This window comes from Halomonas lysinitropha, from assembly GCF_902500215.1.
Lineage (GTDB): Bacteria > Pseudomonadota > Gammaproteobacteria > Pseudomonadales > Halomonadaceae > Halomonas > Halomonas lysinitropha.
Window position 1 is genome coordinate 1 of the sequence record NZ_CABVOU010000015.1, and the last position, 18,070, is coordinate 18,070.

Sequence of the window (18,070 nt, forward strand, 5' to 3'; positions counted from 1 at the left end):
AGCAGCATCATGCCGAAGAGGGTGGCGCCTGCCACCCCCTCCAGCACCAGTTGCATGACACGGCCGACCCGTAACCAGGATGTCGACGATGTCGGCATGAGGAATCTCCGCTAGCCGGAACGTTACTGGCGCACTACGCGATCGGCAATGCCTTCGCTCTCGGCGGCCAGGGTGAGCTGCTCGCGAAAGTGCTCGAGTGCAGCATTGGCGTCGACGCCGCGGTCTGCCACGGCGGCGGACCATTCCTCGATGAGTTGCTCGGTCACGCCACGCAGCATCTCGACGTCTTCCTCGGGTACCTGGGTAAAGGTGGCACCGTTTTCCTTGCCGAACTCGACGCCGCTCTCGTCGGAGACATCCATCATGTAGCCGAACAGACGCGACAGAGACTCACCTGACACGCTCTCGATGGCCTCACGATCCTCCTCGGAGATCTGATTCCAGATCATCGGATTCATGACGATGGCAAAGCTGCCACGATAGAAGCCGCCGTCCACGGTGAGGGTGTGCGGTGCCACCTCGACCACGCGGAAGCTGCGCAGGCTTTCCAGCGTCAGCATGGCGCCGTCGACCACCCCCTGGGACGCCGCCTCGTAGACGCTGGTGGGCGGCAGTGCCACACCGGTCACGTCCATGGCCTCGGCCAGGCCACTCATTACACCGCCGCCGACACGCAACCGCTTGCCGGACAGGCCGTCCAGGCTATCGACCGGCTCGCTGGTGAAGATCTGCCCAGGGCCATGCACACCCATGGCCATCACGTCGATGCCACGATGCTCGTTGGCCTGAGCCAGGTGTTCCTGGTGGGTATGCCAGTAGGCGGCGGCGGCATCCTCGGAGGAGAACTCCTCGAAGGTGGGAAATTCCGGCAATTGTGTCGCCAGGAAGCGACCCGCCATGTGGGCATGGAAGATCCAGCTCGCGTCGGCAATACCGTCTGCAACGATCTCCATCTGGGCGTCGGGCGGCCCCATGTCGTGCACGACATCCACGGTCACGCGTCCTTCGGTGGCTTCTTCTATCCACGCCTTCCAGGTCGGCCACACGATGGTGTTGACGCCATGGTTGGGACCTCCCCAGGTGCTTACGGTGATGGTGGTCTGGGCCAGTGCGGGGGTGCCAAGGCCCATGCCCAGCGCCGCCAGGGCGCCGACCATCAGGCGAGTTGTCTTGTTCATCTTGTGCTCCTACATCGTCACGGGGCGACATGCGCCGAAATGCGGTCTTTTCGACTGAGCTCCGAATACCGCCGGACAAGAGCGTCAGTCTCGATTTTTCCGCTGCCACATTGAGCGCAGTTACTCTCCCTCGCAACCAATTTAGCGAAATTTCGCATTAGACTTAGGTATTAAAAAACAAATAAATCCATGATCTTAAGCAATTTCCAGCCATTTCCGGGGCGATCAGGAGAGAACCTGTTGACGGGATGACTGGACATGTAGTTTCAAAGACAACTATGCTCGATCCACCCTGACATACCTGATCGGGTGGTGGACGGCTGTCACCGATCGCCTGCCCCCAATACCCCGACGCGACATTGGAGAGGAACCATGAGCAAGAAATTCGCCTCACACGCCGATACCGAAGAGAAGCAGATCAGCTTCGACAAACTGGCCGAGGGCCTTTACGCCTACACCGCCGAAGGCGACCCCAATACCGGTATCGTCATTGGTGACGAGAGCGTGATGGTCATCGACACCCAGGCCACACCGATCATGGCCCAGGACGTGATTCGCCGTATTCGCGAGGTCACCGACAAGCCGATCAAGCACGTGGTACTGACCCACTACCACGCCGTGCGCGTGCTGGGCGCCTCCGCCTACGAGGCCGAGAACATCATCGCCAGCCAGCACACCTATGACCTGATCGTCGAGCGCGGTCAGCAGGACTACGAATCCGAGGTCGGCCGCTTTCCGCGCCTGTTCAAGGGCGTCGACTCGGTACCCGGCCTGACCTGGCCGAACATCGTCTTCCAGGAGGAGCTGACGGTGTACATGGGCAAGCGCGAAGTGCGCATCATCCACTTGGGGCGCGGCCACACCAAGGGCGACACCATCGTCTGGCTGCCCGAGGAGAAGGTGATGTTCTCCGGCGATCTGGTCGAGTTCGGTGCTACGCCCTATACCGGTGACGCCTATCACGAATACTGGCCGGCCACCCTGGACCGCCTGCAGGCCATGGCCCCCCAGAAGCTGGTCCCGGGCCGCGGCGAGGCCCTGCAGGCGCCGGAGCAGTGCGAGGAGGCCATCCAGGGCACCCGTGACTTCCTGGCCGACATGTACGAAAGCGTCAAGGCGGGCAAGGCCGCCGGCAAGTCGCTCTCCGAGTGTTACGCCGAGACCTATGCCCTGCTCAAGCCGAAGTACGGCCACTGGGTGATCTTCGATCACTGTGTGCCCTTCGACATCACGCGCTGCTATGACGAGGCGGGCGGCGAGTACCCGGATCCACGCATCTGGACCGCCGAGCGTGACAACGACATGTGGCACTCGCTGCAGGAAGTCGTCGAGAACCAGTAAGCGTCCCCCTAGCACCTTTCTCAGGACCGTGACCGGCCGTCGGCGGCATTGCAACCGATGGCCCCATGGGAGCATTGCATGCCAACGACCTACAACAATCCCGTCTATCCGTATCGACGTCCTCCCGAGTTGGACAGCCAGGACGTACGCCACTGCCCGGTAGTGATCGTGGGCGCTGGCCCCAGCGGCCTGGCGGCCGCCATCGACCTGGCGCAGCAGGGAATCGACAGCGTTGTGCTGGACGACAACAACACCGTGAGCGTCGGCTCGAGGGCCATCTGCTTCGCCAAGCGCACCCTGGAAATCCTGGACCGACTCGGCTGTGCGCAGCCCATGCTCGACAAGGGCGTGACCTGGCAGCACGGCCGTGTTTTCTTCCAGGATCGCGAAGTCTACGATTTCAACCTGCTGCCGGAAGAGGGGCATCGCGCCCCGGCCTTCATCAATCTGCAGCAATACTACTTCGAGGAGTACCTGGTCGACCGCGCCGATACGCTGGCGGAACACATCGACCTGCGCTGGCTGCACAGCGTCATCGATGTCGACGCACAGCCCGATCAGTCGACGATCACGGTCTCCACCCAGGACGGCGACTATCGCTTGACCTGCGACTACCTGCTGGTAGCCGACGGCGCCAACAGCAATATCCGCGACATGCTGGGCCTGGAGAGCAAGGGCCAGGTGTTCCAGGATCGCTTCCTGATCGCCGATGTGATCATGAAGGCCGACTTCCCCACCGAACGCTGGTTCTGGTTCGACCCGCCTTTTCATCCCGGCCAGTCGGTACTGCTGCACAAGCAGCCGGACAATGTCTGGCGCATCGACTTTCAGCTGGGCTGGGACGCCGATCCGGAAGAGGAAAAGAAGGAGGAGAACATCCGCCCCCGCGTGCAGGCCATGCTCGGCGAGGACGTGGAGTTCGAGCTGGAGTGGGCCAGCGTCTACACCTTCCGCTGCCGCAAGATGGATGACTTCATTTATCGCCGGGTGATGTTCATGGGTGACGCCGCTCACCAGGTCTCGCCCTTCGGCGCCCGCGGCGCCAACGGTGCCCTGCAGAGCACAGAGAACCTGACCTGGAAACTGGCTCGGGTGCTGAGAGGGGAAGCCCCTCGGGCACTGCTCGAGACCTATAATACCGAGCGCCAGCACGGCGCCGCGGAGAACATCCTCAACTCCACCCGTGCCACCGACTTCATCACGCCGAAGAGTCGCATCAGCCGGCTGTTCCGCGATACCACCCTGGAATTGGCGGAGCACTACCCCTTCGCCCGGCGTCTGGTCAACAGCGGCCGCCTCTCCATGCCGTGCCGTTATCACGACTCGCCGCTCAACGGCCCCGACGCGGTGGGCCATCCAGCCGGAAGCGGCCCCGCCGACCTGCGTCCCGGCAGCCCGGCCAAGGATGCGCCGATACGCCTGGGCAACGAGAGTGCCTGGCTGCTCAACCAGTTCGGCAACCGTTTCGTGCTGCTGCTGGACGGCCGCGTCGCGACCCGCCAGGCCGAGTCACTGGTTTCCGACCTCAAGGCACTGCTGGAAGAACAGCCGGACCTGGACCTGCTCGTCCTCGGACCGGCCTCCCAGGCCCTGACGCGATTGCCGCGAACCACCCTGATCGAGGATGCCGAAGGGCGGGTCGTCGAGCGCTATGGCCTGGCCCCGGGAGCCGTCTACCTGGTCCGTCCCGACCAGCATGTCGCTGCCCGCTGGGCCGAATGCTCCCGCGAGGCTGTCAATCTGGCCATCGATCGCGCCCTGGGCAAGCCGCTTGTCACCAAGGAGTCTCGCCATGCCACGGCTTGAACTGAACCCGAACTTCTCCGATCCGGACGCCTTCTACGCCGCACTGACCGAGGTGCACCGCGAGCGCAGCGAGGAGTCGAGCGAACGCATCAATGCTCGGCTGATCCTGCTGCTGGCCAATCATGTCGGTGACCAGCAGGTGCTCGAGGAAGCCCTGGCCATCGCCGGCCAGGCCGCCGAGCCGGCTCCGACTCGAAGCCAATCAGCCCAACAAGAACAGCACTGAAAGAGGATCTCTTCATGACCACCGAAACGCGTGAGTACCAGAGTGGCTTCCGTAACCATTTCTCTACCGAAGCCCTGCCCGGCGCCCTGCCCGTCGGCCAGAACTCCCCCCAGAAGTGTGCCTACGGCCTCTATGCCGAACAGCTGACCGGATCGGCCTTCACGGCGCCACGCCACCAGAACCTGAGAAGCTGGTTCTATCGTATCCGTCCGTCCGTGGTACAGAGCGCCTATCAGCCGCTGGAAAACCGTCAGGTTCACACCTCGCCGCTGGACAAGCCCGCCGCCGATCCCAATCAGATGCGCTGGGACCCGGCCCCGCTGCCCAGCGAGCCCACCGACTTCATCGATGGCCTGCTGACCATCGCCGTCAACGGTGATGCCGGGACCCAGAGCGGCGTTGGCGTGCACGTCTACGCCTTCAACCAGGACATGACCGAGCGCTTCTTCTACAACGCCGACGGTGAGATGCTCTTCGTCCCCCAGCTGGGCGCGCTGCGGCTGCGTACCGAGTTCGGCGAGGTCGACGTCGCCAACGGCGAGATCGCCGTGATTCCCCGCGGCGTCAAGTTCCAGGTCCGTCTGGCGGAAGGCGTCGACGCCGCTCGCGGCTATCTCTGCGAGAACTACGGCAACCCGATGGAGCTGCCCGGTCTCGGCCCGATCGGTGCCAACGGCCTGGCCAACCCGCGTGACTTCCAGAGCCCCGTGGCCGCCTTTGAGGATCTCGAGGGCGACTTCGAGCTGGTCGCCAAGTTCTCGGGGCGCTTCTGGGCGACCCGCCTCGGCCACTCGCCGCTGGACGTGGTGGCCTGGCACGGTAACTACGCGCCCTACAAGTACGATCTGGCCAACTTCAATGCCATCAACACGGTGAGCTTCGACCACCCCGACCCGTCGATCTTCACGGTGCTGACCTCGGCCTCCGACACACCCGGGATGGCCAACCTGGACTTCGTCATCTTCCCGCCGCGCTGGATGGTGGCCGAGAACACCTTCCGTCCCCCCTGGTTCCACCGCAACCTGATGAGCGAGTTCATGGGCCTGATCCACGGTGAATATGACGCCAAGGCCGAAGGCTTCCTGCCGGGGGGGGCCAGTCTGCATAACTGCATGTCGCCCCATGGCCCCGATGCCGACACCTTCGAGAAGGCATCCAACGCCGAACTCAAGCCACAGTATCTAGGCGATACCATGGCCTTCATGTTCGAGAGCCGTTACGTCTACCATCCTACCGAGGCAGCACTCGCCGCGGAGTATCGCCAGCGCGACTACGTGGACGTATGGTCGACCCTGCGCTCGCACTTCGACCCGACGAAGCCCTGAACCGCCAACGCCATGAATCGACCGGCCGGGGCCGATGTGCCCCGCCCCTGACGACAAGGACCGAGACAAGATGAAACTCGCTTCCCTCAACAACGGCCGCGACGGCGAACTGGTTATCGTCTCTCGCGACCTGACCCGTGCCGTCCACGCCACGGACATTGCTGCTACCCTGCAGCAGGCCACCGAAGACTGGGACACCCTCAGCCCCAAGCTCGAGGCCCGCTACGCAGAGCTCAACGAGGGCAAGGCTGAAGGCGCCTTCGACCTCGAGCAGAACACGCTGCATTCGCCGCTGCCGCGCACCTATCACTGGGCCGACGGCTCGGCCTACCTCAACCACGTCCAGCTGGTGCGCCAGGCGCGCAACGCCGAGATGCCCGAGACCTTCTGGACCGATCCACTGATGTACCAGGGCGGCGGCGACAAGTTCCTGGCGCCCACTGAAGACATCGAGGCGATCAGCGAGGAGCACGGCATCGACTTCGAAGGCGAGATCGCGGTGATCACCGACGACGTGCCCATGGCGGTGACCCCCGAACAGGCGGCCGATCACATCAAGCTGGTGATGCTCGTCAATGACGTCAGCCTGCGCGGTCTGATCCCCGGCGAACTGGCCAAGGGCTTCGGCTTCTTCCAGGCCAAGCCGGCCTCCGCCTTCTCGCCCATCGCCGTGACGCCGGACGAGCTGGGCGATGCCTGGCAGGACGGCAAGGTCCACCTGCCGTTGACCGTGCACCTCAACGGCGAGAAGTTCGGCGAGCCGGAAGCCGGGCCGGACATGATCTTCAACTTCCCGCAGCTGGTGGCCCATGCGGCCCGGACCCGCTATCTGGGCGCCGGGGCCGTCGTCGGCTCAGGCACCGTCTCCAACCCGGACCCCGACGGCGGCCCCGGAAAACCGGTGGCCGAGGGCGGCGTGGGCTACAGCTGCCTGGCCGAGGTGCGCATGGTGGAGAAGATCCTGCACGGCGACAGCAAGACACCGTTCATGCACTTCGGCGACCGGGTACGCATCGAGATGTTCGACCGGGAAGGCAAGAGCATCTTCGGCGCCATCGACCAGCAGGTCGTCAAGTATCAGCCCGAGTAAGGAGGGTCCCATGACGACGCTATACGGCTATTTCCGTTCGTCGGCCGCCTATCGGGTCAGGATCGCGCTGAACCTCAAGGGCCTGGACTATGACCAGGCCCCGGTGAATCTGGTGAAGGGTGAGCAGCGCGGCGAAGCGAACCTGGCGCGCCACCCCCAGGGGATGGTGCCGACCCTGGTGACCGATAACGGGGTCCAGCTGACCCAGTCGCTGGCCATCTGCGAATACCTGGACGAGAAGCATCCCGAACCGCCACTGCTGCCGGCCGATGCCGCGGGGCGAGCGCGGGTACGGGCGCTGGCCCAGGTGGTGGCCTGCGAGATCCATCCCCTCAACAACCTGCGAGTGCTCAAGTACCTGGTGCGCGAGCTGGAGGTGGACGAGGACGCCAAGCTGGCCTGGTACCGGCACTGGATCATCGAGGGTTTCGATGCCCTGGAAACCCTGCTGAAGCGAGAGCTGGGTACCGGCGATTTCTGCCATGGCGATACCCCGACACTGGCCGATATCTGCCTGGTACCGCAGGTGTTCAACGCCGAGCGTTTCGAGTGCGACCTGTCGGCCTATCCCACCCTGCGGCGCATCGTCGACCACTGCAACGCCCTGGAGGCCTTCCAGAAGGCGGCACCCGGCGAGCAGCCCGACGCCGTATAAGCAAACCGTCGCCGGCTGCGCTATAGTAAGCAAGCTAACAAAGCGGGCGAGTCCCTGAATTGGACCGGGGCCTTGCCCGCTTGTCGTGGGTTTCCGGTAAGGTTCGCTCAGGAGATCGCTGTGCTGAAGTTGACATCCCCCGCCACCGTGGTGGTTCTGGCGGCGCTGACCGCACTGGGGCCACTGGCCACCGATATGTACCTGCCGGCCATGCCGGCCATGGCCGAGGCACTGGATACCGGCCCCGACCAGGTCCAGCTCACCCTGAGCCTCTACATGGCGGGCTTCGCCCTGGCGCAGCTGTTCTGCGGGCCCGTGTCAGACCGTTTCGGGCGTAAACCGGTGATGATCGCCGGCTTTGGTGTGTTTCTGCTGGCCAGTCTGCTGTGTGCCTTCGCTACCAGCATCGAGTGGCTGCTGGCGGGGCGCTTCCTGCAAGCCTTCGGCGGTGCCGCCGGCCCGGTTCTCGGCCGTGCGGCGGTGCGCGACATCTACGGCCCGGTCGAAGCGGGACGCGTGCTCTCCTACATGGCCAGCACCATGGCGATGGCCCCGGCGCTCGCGCCGGTGGTGGGGGCGGGGCTGCTGCTGTTCTTCGGTTGGGAGTCGGTCTTCCTGCTGCTGTCGGTCTATGCGGCGATCATGCTGCTGATTCTCACCCTGATGATGCCCGAACCGCTGCCCGCCGACCGTCGGCAGTCGGTGGCCCCCCGGGTGATCCTTGCCAACTATCGCATGCTGCTGACGCAGCGCAGCTTCGTCGGCTACACCCTGATCAACGCCAGCGGCTTCGCCGGTCTCTTCGCCTTTCTCTCGGGCTCCTCCTTCGTGCTCATCGAATACATGGGCCTGTCACCGGTCGAATACGGCACCGGCTTCACGCTGATCGTCCTGGGCTTCTTCTCGGGCACCCTGTTCAGCGGGCGCTACAGCCATCGGCTGGGGCGCGACCGCCTGCTGCTGCTGGCCACCCTGCTGTGCGCCCTGGCCGGCTCCACCATGGCGGGGCTGGCGATCGCCGGCGCCCATGAGCCCTGGGCCGTGATCGGCCCGCACATCGTGTTCCTGTTCGGTTTCGGCATCGTGATGCCCCAGAGCATGGCCGGGGCCCTGGCCCCCAACCCGCAGTGTGCCGGCTCGGCCTCGTCACTGTTCGGTTTCCTGCAGATGACCATCGCCGCCCTGGGCGGCGCTCTGGTCGGCCAGTTCCATGACGGCACCTCGCGCACCATGGCCATGGCAATCGCCGTGGGGGGTCTCGTCTCGCTCTGCGTTTTCCTGACCCTGATTCGGCGAGGCGGCGAGAGCAGCGATTGCCCACGGCCGACGGTCGATAGCACCACAAGGAGATCACCATGACCCAAGCCTGGAAGCAGTATCGCAGCGCCCCCGAGGTAGGCACCCGAGTCGCCCGTCTGGAGGAGCTGCCCCGGCACGGTACCCTGAGCGTGAGCCTCACGGGAGAAAAGGGCAGCTTCCCGCTGCTGCTCGTCCACCTCGACGACGGCAGCCTGCTCGCCTACGTCAACGCCTGCCCGCATCAGTATCTGCCGCTCGACCAGCGTGGTAAGCGTGTCCTCAGCCAGGATGGCGAGCAACTGCGCTGCACCAACCACGAGGCAAGCTTTGCGACGCGTACCGGCGAGGGTGTGGCGGGCCTGGGCCTGGATTGTGCACTGGACCCGGTGCCCGTGCATGCCGACGACCAGGGTTGGCTGGTGATCGGCGAGTAAGAAAAGGGCCACGCCCAGCGTGGCCCCTTCATGTAACCCTTGTGTGAGATGGTGGATCGAGACGCGAGTCTCAGGCCACCTCGGCGGCGATGGTCATGGGTCGCCCATGGCGCAGCTCCTCCAGCAGCTTGGCCTGGCGGGCCCTGGCCTTTTCGGCGGCGGCCTCGCGCACCGGGCCAAAGCCTCTGACCTCTTCCGGCAGCTTGGCCAGGGCCAGGGCGGTGGCGTGGGTGCTGTCGTTGAGGTGATCCATCAGTTCGTCGAGCTGTGCTTCGTACTCCGTCAGCAGCTGGCGATCCAACTTGCGGTCGGCAGTGAAGCGGAAGGGGTCCAGGGCGCTGTTGCGCAGCCCACGCAGCCTGGCCAGCCCCTTCATGGCCTTGAGCATCCAGGGACCGAAGCGGCGCTTCACCGGTCGCCCCTTGGCATCCTTGCGGCCCGAGAGCAGCGGCGGCGCCAGGTGGAGACTGAGCTTGTAGTCGCCGCCGAAGGTGGCTTCCACCTCCTCGAGGAAGTCACTCTCGGTGAAGAGGCGCGCCACCTCGTACTCATCCTTATAGGCCATCAGCCGGTAAAGCTGGGCGGCCACCGCCCGGGTCAGGGCCTCGCCGGCCTCGAGCCTGGCTTCAGCCTCGCGAATTCGGGCCACCTTCTGCACATAGCGCTCGGCATAGGCAGGGTTCTGGTAGCGCGTCAGCGCCCGAGCGTTGCGAGCGATCACCTCGTCGAGGCTGGCGTCAGGGGAAAGCGGCGTGTCGTCCAGGCGCCGCTGCAGGTACTCCGGCTCTACCGCCGCCAGGCGGCCCCAGGCGAAGGCGCGCTGGTTCCTGTCGATGGCCACGCCATTGAGTTCGATGGCGCGCTTGAGCGCCGCCTCACTGACCGGCAGCAGGCCCTGCTGCCAGGCGAAGCCCAGCATCATGACGTTGGAGAAGACGGTGTCTCCCAGCAGCTGCTCGGCCAGGCGGTTGGCGTCCAGGGTGGCGAAATTGTCCTCGCCTACGGCGTCGCGCAGCAGGGCCAGGCGCTTGTCCGCCTGCATATCGGCATCGCGGTAGAGCACATAGTCGGCAGTGGGCAGCTCGGCCAGGTTGGCCACCACTCGGGTGGTATCGGTCTGAAGCACATCCAGGGCCTTCCTCGAGCTGGCCACCACCATGTCGCAGGCGATCATGGCATCGGCCTGGCCGGACTCGGTACGCACCTGGTTGAGGTCGCCGGGGGCCGGGGCCAGGCGCACATAGCTGAGCACGGTGCCGCCCTTCTGGGCGAAGCCCATGAAGTCGAGCACGCTGGTGCCGCGACCCTCGAGGTGCGCGGCCATGGTGATCAGCTGCCCCACGGTGACCACGCCGGTGCCGCCAACGCCGCCCACCAGCAGGTCATAGGGGGCCTCCAGGGCCGGTACCTCGGGCGCCGGCAGCCCCTCCACCTTGCGCCAGAAGGCCGCGTCGACCTCCACGCCCTGACCCTTGCGCAGCTCGCCGCCCTCCACGGTGACGAAGCTGGGGCAGAAGCCGCCCAGGCAGGAGTAATCCTTGTTGCAGGAGGACTGATCGATCTTGCGCTTGCGACCCAGCTCGGTCTCGCGTGGCACCACCGACAGGCAGTTGGACTGCACCGAGCAGTCGCCACAGCCTTCGCAGACGTGGTGGTTGATAAAGACCCGCCTGGTCGGATCGGCCATCAGGCCGCGCTTGCGGCGACGGCGCTTCTCGGCGGCGCACACCTGGTCATAGATCAGCACGCTGCAGCCGGGAATCTCGCGCAGTTCGCGCTGCAGTGTGTCCATCTCGTCGCGATGGTGGAAGGTCGCTCCCTTGGGGAACTGACCCTCGTGGCCGCGATACTTCTCGGGCTCGTCGCTGACCACCACGATGCGCTTCACGCCCTCGGCGGCGGAGTGCTGGGCGATCATCGGCACGGTAATCTGGCCGTCCACCGGCTGACCGCCGGTCATGGCCACGGCGTCGTTGAACAGCACCTTGTAGGTGATATTAACCCCGGCGGCCACCGCCTGGCGGATCGCCATGGAGCCAGAGTGGAACCAGGTGCCCTCGCCCAGATTCTGGAAGACATGGCCGTTGCCGGTAAAGCGGCTCTTGCCCACCCAGTTGACGCCCTCGCCGCCCATCTGGATCAGCGACTCGGTGTTACGCCCCATCCAGGAGGCCATGAAGTGGCAGCCGATGCCGGCCAGCGCCTTGCTACCTTCCGGCACCTTGGTGGAGCTGTTGTGGGGGCAGCCGGAGCAGAAGTAGGGCAGGCGGCGCACGCCCCCCAGCTCCTTGGCCTCGGTGAGGCAGCGATCCAGCTTGCTCAGGCGCTCGGAGAGATCGATGGCGTAGAAGCGCTCCAGGCGCTCGGCCACGAAGCCTGCCAGAAGCCGCGGGCTCAGCTCGCCCACATAGGGAATCAGCGGCTTGCCCACCTCGTCCTGCTTGCCGGTGATCAGCACCTCCCCGGGGCGATCCGGCTCGGACATGTACTCCTTGATCTGGCTCTCGATGATGCCGCGCTTCTCCTCGATGACCAGGATCTCCTGCTTGTCGCGCACGAAATCGAGGACGCCGCGGCGATGCAGGGGCCACACCATGCCCACCTTGTAGAGCTCCACCCCCAGCTCGCGCAGGGCGGCCTCGTCCAGTCCCAGCAGCCGCAGCGCTTCGAGCAGGTCCAGGTGGCCCTTGCCGGTGGTAACGATGCCGAAGCGCGCCTGGTCATTGCCGTAGAGACGCTTGTCGATGGGATTGGTGCCGGCAAAGGCCTGCACCGCCGCGAGCTTGTGCTCGATACGGGTCTCCAGCTGGGGCCCGGGCAGATCCGGCCAGCGGTAGTGCAGGCCTCCCTCCGGCGGGATGAAGTCCGCCGGGGTGGTGAAGCTGGGCAGCGGCGGTACCTCGATGGAGGCGCCGCTCTCCACGGTCTCGGAGACTGCCTTGAAGCCGACCCAGCAGCCGGAGTAACGCGACAGCGCATAGCCCCAGAGGCCAAATTCCTCATATTCAGACAATGAAGCAGGGTTCACGACCGGCATAAACCAGGCCATGAAGGCCACGTCGGACTGGTGGGGCATGGAGGAGGAGACACAGCCGTGGTCGTCGCCGGCCACCACCAGCACACCGCCGTTGGGGGAGCTGCCGTAGGCGTTGCCATGCTTGAGGGCATCGCCGGCGCGATCCACCCCCGGCCCCTTGCCGTACCAGAAGCCGAAGACCCCCTCGACTTCCTTGTCCGGGTCGGTTTCCACCTGCTGGCTGCCCAGCATCATGGTGGCCGCCAGGTCCTCGTTTATGGCCGGCACGAAGTCGACATGACAGGCCTCCAGGCTCGCCTTGGCCTGCCACAGGGCCTGGTCGACACCGCCCAGGGGTGAGCCGCGGTAGCCGCTGATCAGGCCCGCCGTCTCGCGTCCATCACGACGATCCAGCTGCGCCTGGCGCAGGGCGATACGCACCAGGGCCTGGGTACCGGTCACGAAGACCCGGCCCGTTTCACGGGAATAACGGTCGTTCAACTGATAGTCGTCGAGGTCGAGGGGGGAAGTCGTCGTCATGGTCACCACCTTCGCGGGGAATGGGCATTATCGTTATAGGCCCAGCAGTCTATCCAAGGCCCCGCTAAAGGTGCTTGCGAACTTGCCCCCGAAAACGTCATCCTTCGAAAGAACCTTTCTTTCTATAGAGATCAGAGAAATATTATTCGAATACTTCGACTTTCGTTTACAGCTTGAGGGTATCCACCATGGCCTCCGACCTCCCCCTGGACGCCTATGACAAGAAGATCCTGCGCCTGCTTCAGGCCCAGGGCCGCATCACCAACCAGCAGCTGGCAGAGCAGATCGGCCTCTCCTCGGCGGCCTGCTGGCGTCGCGTCAAGGCGCTGGAGGAGAGCGGCACCATCAAGCGCTTCACCGCCCTGGTGGATCCGAATCGCGTGGGACAGCCCTTGACCACCCTGGTGATGGTGACCCTGGTGCGCCACCATATCGACAACACCGCGGAGTTCGAACGCCGTATCCTGGAGTACCCGGAGGTCCTTCAGTGCTATGCCACCACCGGCAACGCCGACTTCGTGCTGCGGGTGGTGATCGAGGACATGGCCGCTTACGACCGCTTCCTCAACGAGAAGCTCTTTTCCCTGGCGGGTATCTCCCAGGTCAGCTCCAATTTCGCCCTGCGTGAGATCAAGAACGAGACCGCCATCCCGATTCGCTGACAAGCAACTCGATATCACTCCAGTTAGGATGGTCAAATTCCCCACTACGCGACGTGCGCCGGAACCGGTGCCGGAAGGGAGAGTGTCTGTCATGCTTGACTCGATCCTCTGCTGCTTGAGCGGAGGCAGATACCCTAATGGTTGGCTGCTTATGCTGGCATTGGCCGGCTGGTCACCGGCGCTCGCAGCCCAGCAACCGGCCCCGACTTACAGCGATGCCATCCAGGTAGTGGCGTCCTATCATCGCGGTAGCCCATGGTCCGATGAGCTCGTCGACAGGGTCGCCGAGGCGGTGGATCTGCTGGAATGGCCGGATGGCATGCATGTGGACTACCTTGATGCGCGCCGCCTCGCCGAGCCTGCGGCCTTCGAGATCGAGCGTCGGCGCCTCGAGGGGCGCACCGCCGTGGCCCCCGCATCGCGCCTGCTGCTCATCGACGACGCCGCTCTGCGCTTCTACCTGCGCCATACCGAATCGCTGGGCAATCCTCTCCGCGTGGTCGCGATCGGCATCAATGACCCCGAGCTGCAACGGCGTGCCGTGGCAGAAGGAGTGAAGCTGATCATCACCCGTACGGTAGAGCGCCAATCGCTGGCCTTCCTGAAGGAGCTGTTCGGCGAGCCCTTGCCACTCCTGGTACTGGGAGACAGCACCGGCAGCGGACGGCATCTGTCGCGTACCTTCCTGTCCAGCGTCGAGGCAATGCCGGGCGCGACGGCAGAGCAAGTTCTCTGGGAATGGACGCCCGAAAAGGTCCAGGAGGCATTGCCCAGCCTGCCTGACAACACCCTGGTGTATCTCGTCGAAGGACAGACCACCGGGGCGGCGGACCTGCACCCCGAGGCACGCCAATGGCTCACACTCCTCGCCGATGAGGGAATACGGGTCTTCTGTCACCTGCCCTATCAGGTCCGGCTGGGCTGTGCTGGCGGCGCCTTGCTGGACACACGACGCCTGAGCCGATTGGCGGTGGAATCGCTGATCAGCCCGGCCTTCGAGGCCCTGCCACCCGTCCAGGAGGTCGGAGCAGAGCGCCGTGCCCTGCATGCCGCCTTCTACCAGCACCTGCCGGAAGCGCGCCGCGAGGAGGTGGAGTGGCTCGGTGTCGAGGGCTCCATGGCCATCGCCGAGGGCCGCATCTCCCGGCTGTTCTGGGGTGGCACCCTGGTGACCAGCGTGTTGTTGACTGCCCTGCTGCTGCTGTGGTCCTCCCGCCGGCGCGCGCGACAGGCCCAGCGACGCCTCGCCATCGATCCCGGCAGCGGACTGCCGACGCGCCAGGTGCTCGAGAGCGAGTTCGAGGCGCTGAGTGACAGGGAGCCCGGTGGTTGGCTCTTCGCGCTGGTGTCGCCGAGCCTGCGGGACTACCGGCGACACCTGGGCCTCCCCGAGGCTCAGGTACTGTTCCGGGAGCAGCTGAAGGTCTTGCGCGCTCAACTGCCGCGCGATGCCCACCTCTATCTGAATGCCGACCTGGGGGTGATAGGTCGCCTACCCCCCAGCTATGGAGATCAAGGCGACACGGCATTCGACCGCTTCATTGCCCGGCTGGGGCACAACGCCCACGAACCGGCGCGGCGGCGCCTGGCCTGGTACGGTAGCCTGTTGCGCTGGTCTGGCGCCGAGACCGATTTCGCGCAGTGCCGGGCGGCGCTGGACGATGGCCTGTTCCGGCTGGAACGCCAGGGCTGGCGACAGCCGGTCATCCGGGTGGAACCCATGGAGCGTCGCCAGGCCACACGCTTCCGCCAGATTTCCGAAGCACTCGAACGGCTGATGGCCAACCCCGACTCTGAGTGGCGCCTGGTCATACAGCCCAAGGTATCACCGCATGACGGCCGGCTATGTGGCGCCGAGATACTGCTGCGCTGGCGGCATCCCGAGTTGGGCGAGATATCGCCTGGCGAGTTCTTGCCGGTGGCCGAGATTCTCGACCTCTCCTCGGCCCTGGATCACTGGGTGATGGCGCGCAGCCTGACCTGGCTGGCCAGCGTTCGCGATACCTTGCCCGGGCTGGAACATCTGTCCATCAACGTCAACCTGGCCACGCTCTCCGAAACCCATTTCCGCGAAACGCTGATGGAGCAGCTGGACGCACTCGGGCTGTCGCCAGACATGATCGAACTCGAGATCACCGAACACGCCGACTTCAGCGACCTTGATACCGTGGAGAAACACATGACTCGCCTGCGGCAGCAGGGAGTGAGGCTGGCGCTGGACGATTTCGGTACCGGCCATACCGCCTTCAAGCTACTGCAGCGCCTTCCCTTGACCGTGATCAAGATGGACCGCAGCCTGCTTCTGGCCGCCGACGAGCATCACCAGGGGCGGAAGGCCTATGCGGCCATGGTGCAGTTCGCCAGCGGCCTGGGGCTTAGGGTCGTCGCGGAAGGGGTCGAAGAGCCTGCCCAGGCCGAATGGCTGACCTCGCTGGGTATCGACGAGGTACAAGGCTTCCTGTTCGCAAGACCACTGGAACTGGAGGACATGCTGGTCGCCTACGGAAGGCCCGAGGACTGACTGCCGGACTGACATCAGGGCCCCCGCAAATGCGGGTCAACTTCCGCTCGCGCCCGCCCGCGCCTCGTCGATAGCGGCCATCACCCGATCGACCTCGGGCACGCGGTGGGCCAGCGCCAACGCCAGCTGGGCAAGAAAGTGGCTCTCCTGCTCCTCGGGCAGGGCGTCGAGGGTCTCGGCCAGGTGCTCGTAGACCCGCTCCAGGTCGGCAAAGGGCAGTGTCGCATCGGTCATGATCTTTCTCCTTCCAGGACCCGACCTTGGGCAAGGTTCAGGGCAGCGTCGAGGGTGGCGGGGTCAAGGGACTTCCAGCGGGCCGCCACGTGGCGGTCGGGGCGCGCCAGGTAGGCGGTGCCCGGGGCGGCGCCATAACCGGCGAACAGGCTGCCGTCGGGGTCGATCAGGGCCTCCTGACCCCCAGGCGCCCGGGCCAGGCACAGCAGGGTGAGATCGCCCCCCTTGGCCTGAATCGCCTCCAGCCGCCGCTGCAGGGACGGGTCCACCTCACCGGTCTCGCTGAAGTGCAGCAGGGTGAAACCCGTGCCGAGGTGGTCGAGCAGGAAGTCGTCTTCGCCCAGGCGGCGATTGATCAAGGGCGCGCCGGGAACAGGTCCGGCCTCGAAGGCGGCATCGTCGGCCAGGGTCAGCGGACTCTCGGCATAGGTGTAGGGGGTGACCTGACGTGGATTGGCGAAGCCGCTGGCGTAGTCGTTGTGGAGCGCCAGGGCCAGGGCGGCATCGCGCATCAGCGCATAGCCCCGGGTCGGCGGGGTCATGAAGCGCGTGCTCTTGCCGGCGTTGGCGAAGACATCCAGGGTGGCGCCACGGCGCTCCGGGCTGTAGCTGTCGAGCAGCCCGTCCGGTGCCTGGCCCTTGAGCACCCAGGCCAGCTTCCAGCCGGCATTGGCGGCATCCGCCAGGCCGTTGTTGAGGCCTCGTACGCCGAAGATCGGCACCAGGTGGGCGCTGTCGCCGATGAACAGCACTCGGCCATGGCGGTAGTCGTCCAGCGCCAAGGTATGCGCCTTGTAGAGGCTCCACCACTCCAGTTCCCAGTCGCCGCTCTCCTGCATCACCTCGCGCACGACCCGCTCGACCTTCTCGCGAATGCTGGCCTCCTCGACCGCCTGCTCGGGGTCCTCGCCGGGGCTGAGCTGATAGTCGATGCGCCAGATGTCGTCGGGCTGCTTGTGCACCAGGATGGTGGTATCGGGCAGCGCATGGGAGTGGAAGAAGGCGCGACGCTCGGTGGGAAAGTCGGACGTCAGGCGCACATCGGCGATCACGTAGCGACCCTCGTAGGCCTCCCCGTGCAGCGAGAGACCGAAGGCCTTGCGCACCACGCTGCGCGCGCCGTCGGCGGCCAGCAGGTAGTCCGCTTCGAGGTGATAGTCGCCTTCGGGCGTGGTCACCTGCAGGGTGACGCCGGCATCGTCCTGAGTCACGTCGGTCACGGCACTCTGCCAGCGCATCTCGACCAGCGCGCTCTCGGCGGCCTTGTCGATCAGGAACTGCTCGATGTACTGCTGCTGCAGGTTGACCATCGGATAGAAGCGCTCCTGTTCGGAGTGCGGCATCTGGAAGCGGTAGATCTCGCGGTCGCGGAAATAGGTGCGGCCCTGGGTCCAGCCCAGCCCCTTCTTCTCGAAGGGCCCATCGACGCCGAGCTGCTGGAGGATCTCGAAGCTGTGACGTGAGAGGCAGATCGCCCGCGAGCCGTCGTTGACGGTGTCCTTGTCGTCCAGCACCACCGAGGCGATGCCGTGGCGGGCCAGCTCCAGGGCAGCGGTCACCCCCACCGGGCCGGCTCCCACGATGGCCACGCGGTGGCGAATCGCTCGGCCATCCAGCTCGGGAGGACGAAGGAAGGGAAAATACGGATAATCGAAGTAGAGCGAATCGGTCTCGGCGCGTCCGGCGGGTCGCATGGGCACCTCCTGCCAGGATTGGGGGTTGTTGTCTGACGTGCGGGCAGGT

At 65.3% G+C, this 18,070-nt stretch carries 14 protein-coding genes; 10 read left to right on the top strand and 4 right to left on the bottom strand.

Annotated elements, in window-relative coordinates; genetic code table 11:
* Positions 1-122: 122 nt before the first annotated feature.
* Complete coding sequence (locus HALO32_RS01095) at positions 123-1,178, bottom strand: TRAP transporter substrate-binding protein (RefSeq protein WP_151441944.1); 1,056 nt, start codon at positions 1,176-1,178, stop codon at positions 123-125.
* A 372-nt stretch (positions 1,179-1,550) separates the two neighbouring features.
* Between HALO32_RS01095 and HALO32_RS01100 the strand changes: the two genes are divergently transcribed.
* The 8 genes from HALO32_RS01100 to HALO32_RS01135 all read left to right on the top strand — a co-directional run bounded on the left by HALO32_RS01100 (position 1,551) and on the right by HALO32_RS01135 (position 9,354).
* The gene (locus HALO32_RS01100) at positions 1,551-2,519 is read left to right on the top strand and encodes an MBL fold metallo-hydrolase (protein ID WP_151441945.1); all 969 of its coding nucleotides are present in this window, start codon (positions 1,551-1,553) and stop codon (positions 2,517-2,519) included.
* A gap of 78 nt (positions 2,520-2,597) precedes the next feature.
* Complete coding sequence (locus HALO32_RS01105) at positions 2,598-4,325, top strand: FAD-dependent oxidoreductase (RefSeq protein WP_151441946.1); 1,728 nt, start codon at positions 2,598-2,600, stop codon at positions 4,323-4,325.
* Complete coding sequence (locus HALO32_RS01110; RefSeq protein WP_151441947.1) at positions 4,312-4,551, top strand: DUF2783 domain-containing protein; 240 nt, start codon at positions 4,312-4,314, stop codon at positions 4,549-4,551. Before HALO32_RS01105 ends, HALO32_RS01110 begins: the two co-directional genes overlap by 14 nt.
* Before the next feature lie 14 nt (positions 4,552-4,565).
* The gene (hmgA, locus tag HALO32_RS01115) at positions 4,566-5,876 is read left to right on the top strand and encodes a homogentisate 1,2-dioxygenase (RefSeq protein ID WP_151441948.1); all 1,311 of its coding nucleotides are present in this window, start codon (positions 4,566-4,568) and stop codon (positions 5,874-5,876) included.
* Positions 5,877-5,946: 70 nt separating this feature from the next.
* Positions 5,947-6,966: a fumarylacetoacetate hydrolase family protein gene (locus HALO32_RS01120; RefSeq protein WP_151441949.1), complete on the top strand. Its 1,020-nt coding sequence runs from the start codon at positions 5,947-5,949 to the stop codon at positions 6,964-6,966.
* A gap of 10 nt (positions 6,967-6,976) precedes the next feature.
* Positions 6,977-7,621, top strand: coding sequence for a maleylacetoacetate isomerase (maiA, locus tag HALO32_RS01125; protein ID WP_151441950.1), 645 nt, complete (start codon positions 6,977-6,979; stop codon positions 7,619-7,621).
* A gap of 120 nt (positions 7,622-7,741) precedes the next feature.
* Positions 7,742-8,980, top strand: a complete 1,239-nt coding sequence (locus HALO32_RS01130; protein ID WP_151441951.1) for a multidrug effflux MFS transporter — start codon at positions 7,742-7,744, stop codon at positions 8,978-8,980.
* Entirely contained in the window at positions 8,977-9,354 is a 378-nt protein-coding gene (locus HALO32_RS01135) for a Rieske (2Fe-2S) protein (RefSeq protein WP_151441952.1), read from the top strand. The genes HALO32_RS01130 and HALO32_RS01135 overlap by 4 nt, the downstream gene beginning before the upstream one ends.
* Positions 9,355-9,424: 70 nt before the next feature.
* Here the strand turns inward: HALO32_RS01135 and HALO32_RS01140 are convergent, their stop codons facing one another.
* A complete protein-coding gene (locus tag HALO32_RS01140; protein ID WP_151441953.1) occupies positions 9,425-12,910 on the bottom strand; it encodes an indolepyruvate ferredoxin oxidoreductase family protein in 3,486 nt (1,161 codons plus the stop codon).
* Between the two features lie 188 nt (positions 12,911-13,098).
* Between HALO32_RS01140 and HALO32_RS01145 the strand changes: the two genes are divergently transcribed.
* Positions 13,099-13,572, top strand: coding sequence for an Lrp/AsnC family transcriptional regulator (locus HALO32_RS01145; RefSeq protein WP_151441954.1), 474 nt, complete (start codon positions 13,099-13,101; stop codon positions 13,570-13,572).
* A 151-nt stretch (positions 13,573-13,723) separates the two neighbouring features.
* Complete coding sequence (locus tag HALO32_RS01150) at positions 13,724-16,093, top strand: EAL domain-containing protein (RefSeq protein ID WP_151441955.1); 2,370 nt, start codon at positions 13,724-13,726, stop codon at positions 16,091-16,093.
* A gap of 36 nt (positions 16,094-16,129) precedes the next feature.
* Here the strand turns inward: HALO32_RS01150 and HALO32_RS01155 are convergent, their stop codons facing one another.
* Together HALO32_RS01155 and HALO32_RS01160 are read right to left on the bottom strand one after the other, a co-directional pair.
* Complete coding sequence (locus HALO32_RS01155; protein WP_151441956.1) at positions 16,130-16,327, bottom strand: hypothetical protein; 198 nt, start codon at positions 16,325-16,327, stop codon at positions 16,130-16,132.
* Positions 16,324-18,021, bottom strand: a complete 1,698-nt coding sequence (locus tag HALO32_RS01160) for an FAD-dependent monooxygenase (RefSeq protein ID WP_151441957.1) — start codon at positions 18,019-18,021, stop codon at positions 16,324-16,326. The genes HALO32_RS01155 and HALO32_RS01160 overlap by 4 nt, the downstream gene beginning before the upstream one ends.
* Between the last annotated feature and the right edge of the window lie 49 nt (positions 18,022-18,070).

Bases quoted from the DNA above. Each gene is read 5' to 3' on its own strand.
- HALO32_RS01095 (WP_151441944.1), bottom strand. From the start codon at position 1,178: ATGAACAAGACAACTCGCCTGATGGTCGGCGCCCTGGCGGCGCTGGGC.
- HALO32_RS01100 (WP_151441945.1), top strand. From the start codon at position 1,551: ATGAGCAAGAAATTCGCCTCACACGCCGATACCGAAGAGAAGCAGATC.
- HALO32_RS01105 (WP_151441946.1), top strand. From the start codon at position 2,598: ATGCCAACGACCTACAACAATCCCGTCTATCCGTATCGACGTCCTCCC.
- HALO32_RS01110 (WP_151441947.1), top strand. From the start codon at position 4,312: ATGCCACGGCTTGAACTGAACCCGAACTTCTCCGATCCGGACGCCTTC.
- hmgA (WP_151441948.1), top strand. From the start codon at position 4,566: ATGACCACCGAAACGCGTGAGTACCAGAGTGGCTTCCGTAACCATTTC.
- HALO32_RS01120 (WP_151441949.1), top strand. From the start codon at position 5,947: ATGAAACTCGCTTCCCTCAACAACGGCCGCGACGGCGAACTGGTTATC.
- maiA (WP_151441950.1), top strand. From the start codon at position 6,977: ATGACGACGCTATACGGCTATTTCCGTTCGTCGGCCGCCTATCGGGTC.
- HALO32_RS01135 (WP_151441952.1), top strand. From the start codon at position 8,977: ATGACCCAAGCCTGGAAGCAGTATCGCAGCGCCCCCGAGGTAGGCACC.
- HALO32_RS01140 (WP_151441953.1), bottom strand. From the start codon at position 12,910: ATGACGACGACTTCCCCCCTCGACCTCGACGACTATCAGTTGAACGAC.
- HALO32_RS01145 (WP_151441954.1), top strand. From the start codon at position 13,099: ATGGCCTCCGACCTCCCCCTGGACGCCTATGACAAGAAGATCCTGCGC.
- HALO32_RS01150 (WP_151441955.1), top strand. From the start codon at position 13,724: ATGCTGGCATTGGCCGGCTGGTCACCGGCGCTCGCAGCCCAGCAACCG.
- HALO32_RS01155 (WP_151441956.1), bottom strand. From the start codon at position 16,327: ATGACCGATGCGACACTGCCCTTTGCCGACCTGGAGCGGGTCTACGAG.
- HALO32_RS01160 (WP_151441957.1), bottom strand. From the start codon at position 18,021: ATGCGACCCGCCGGACGCGCCGAGACCGATTCGCTCTACTTCGATTAT.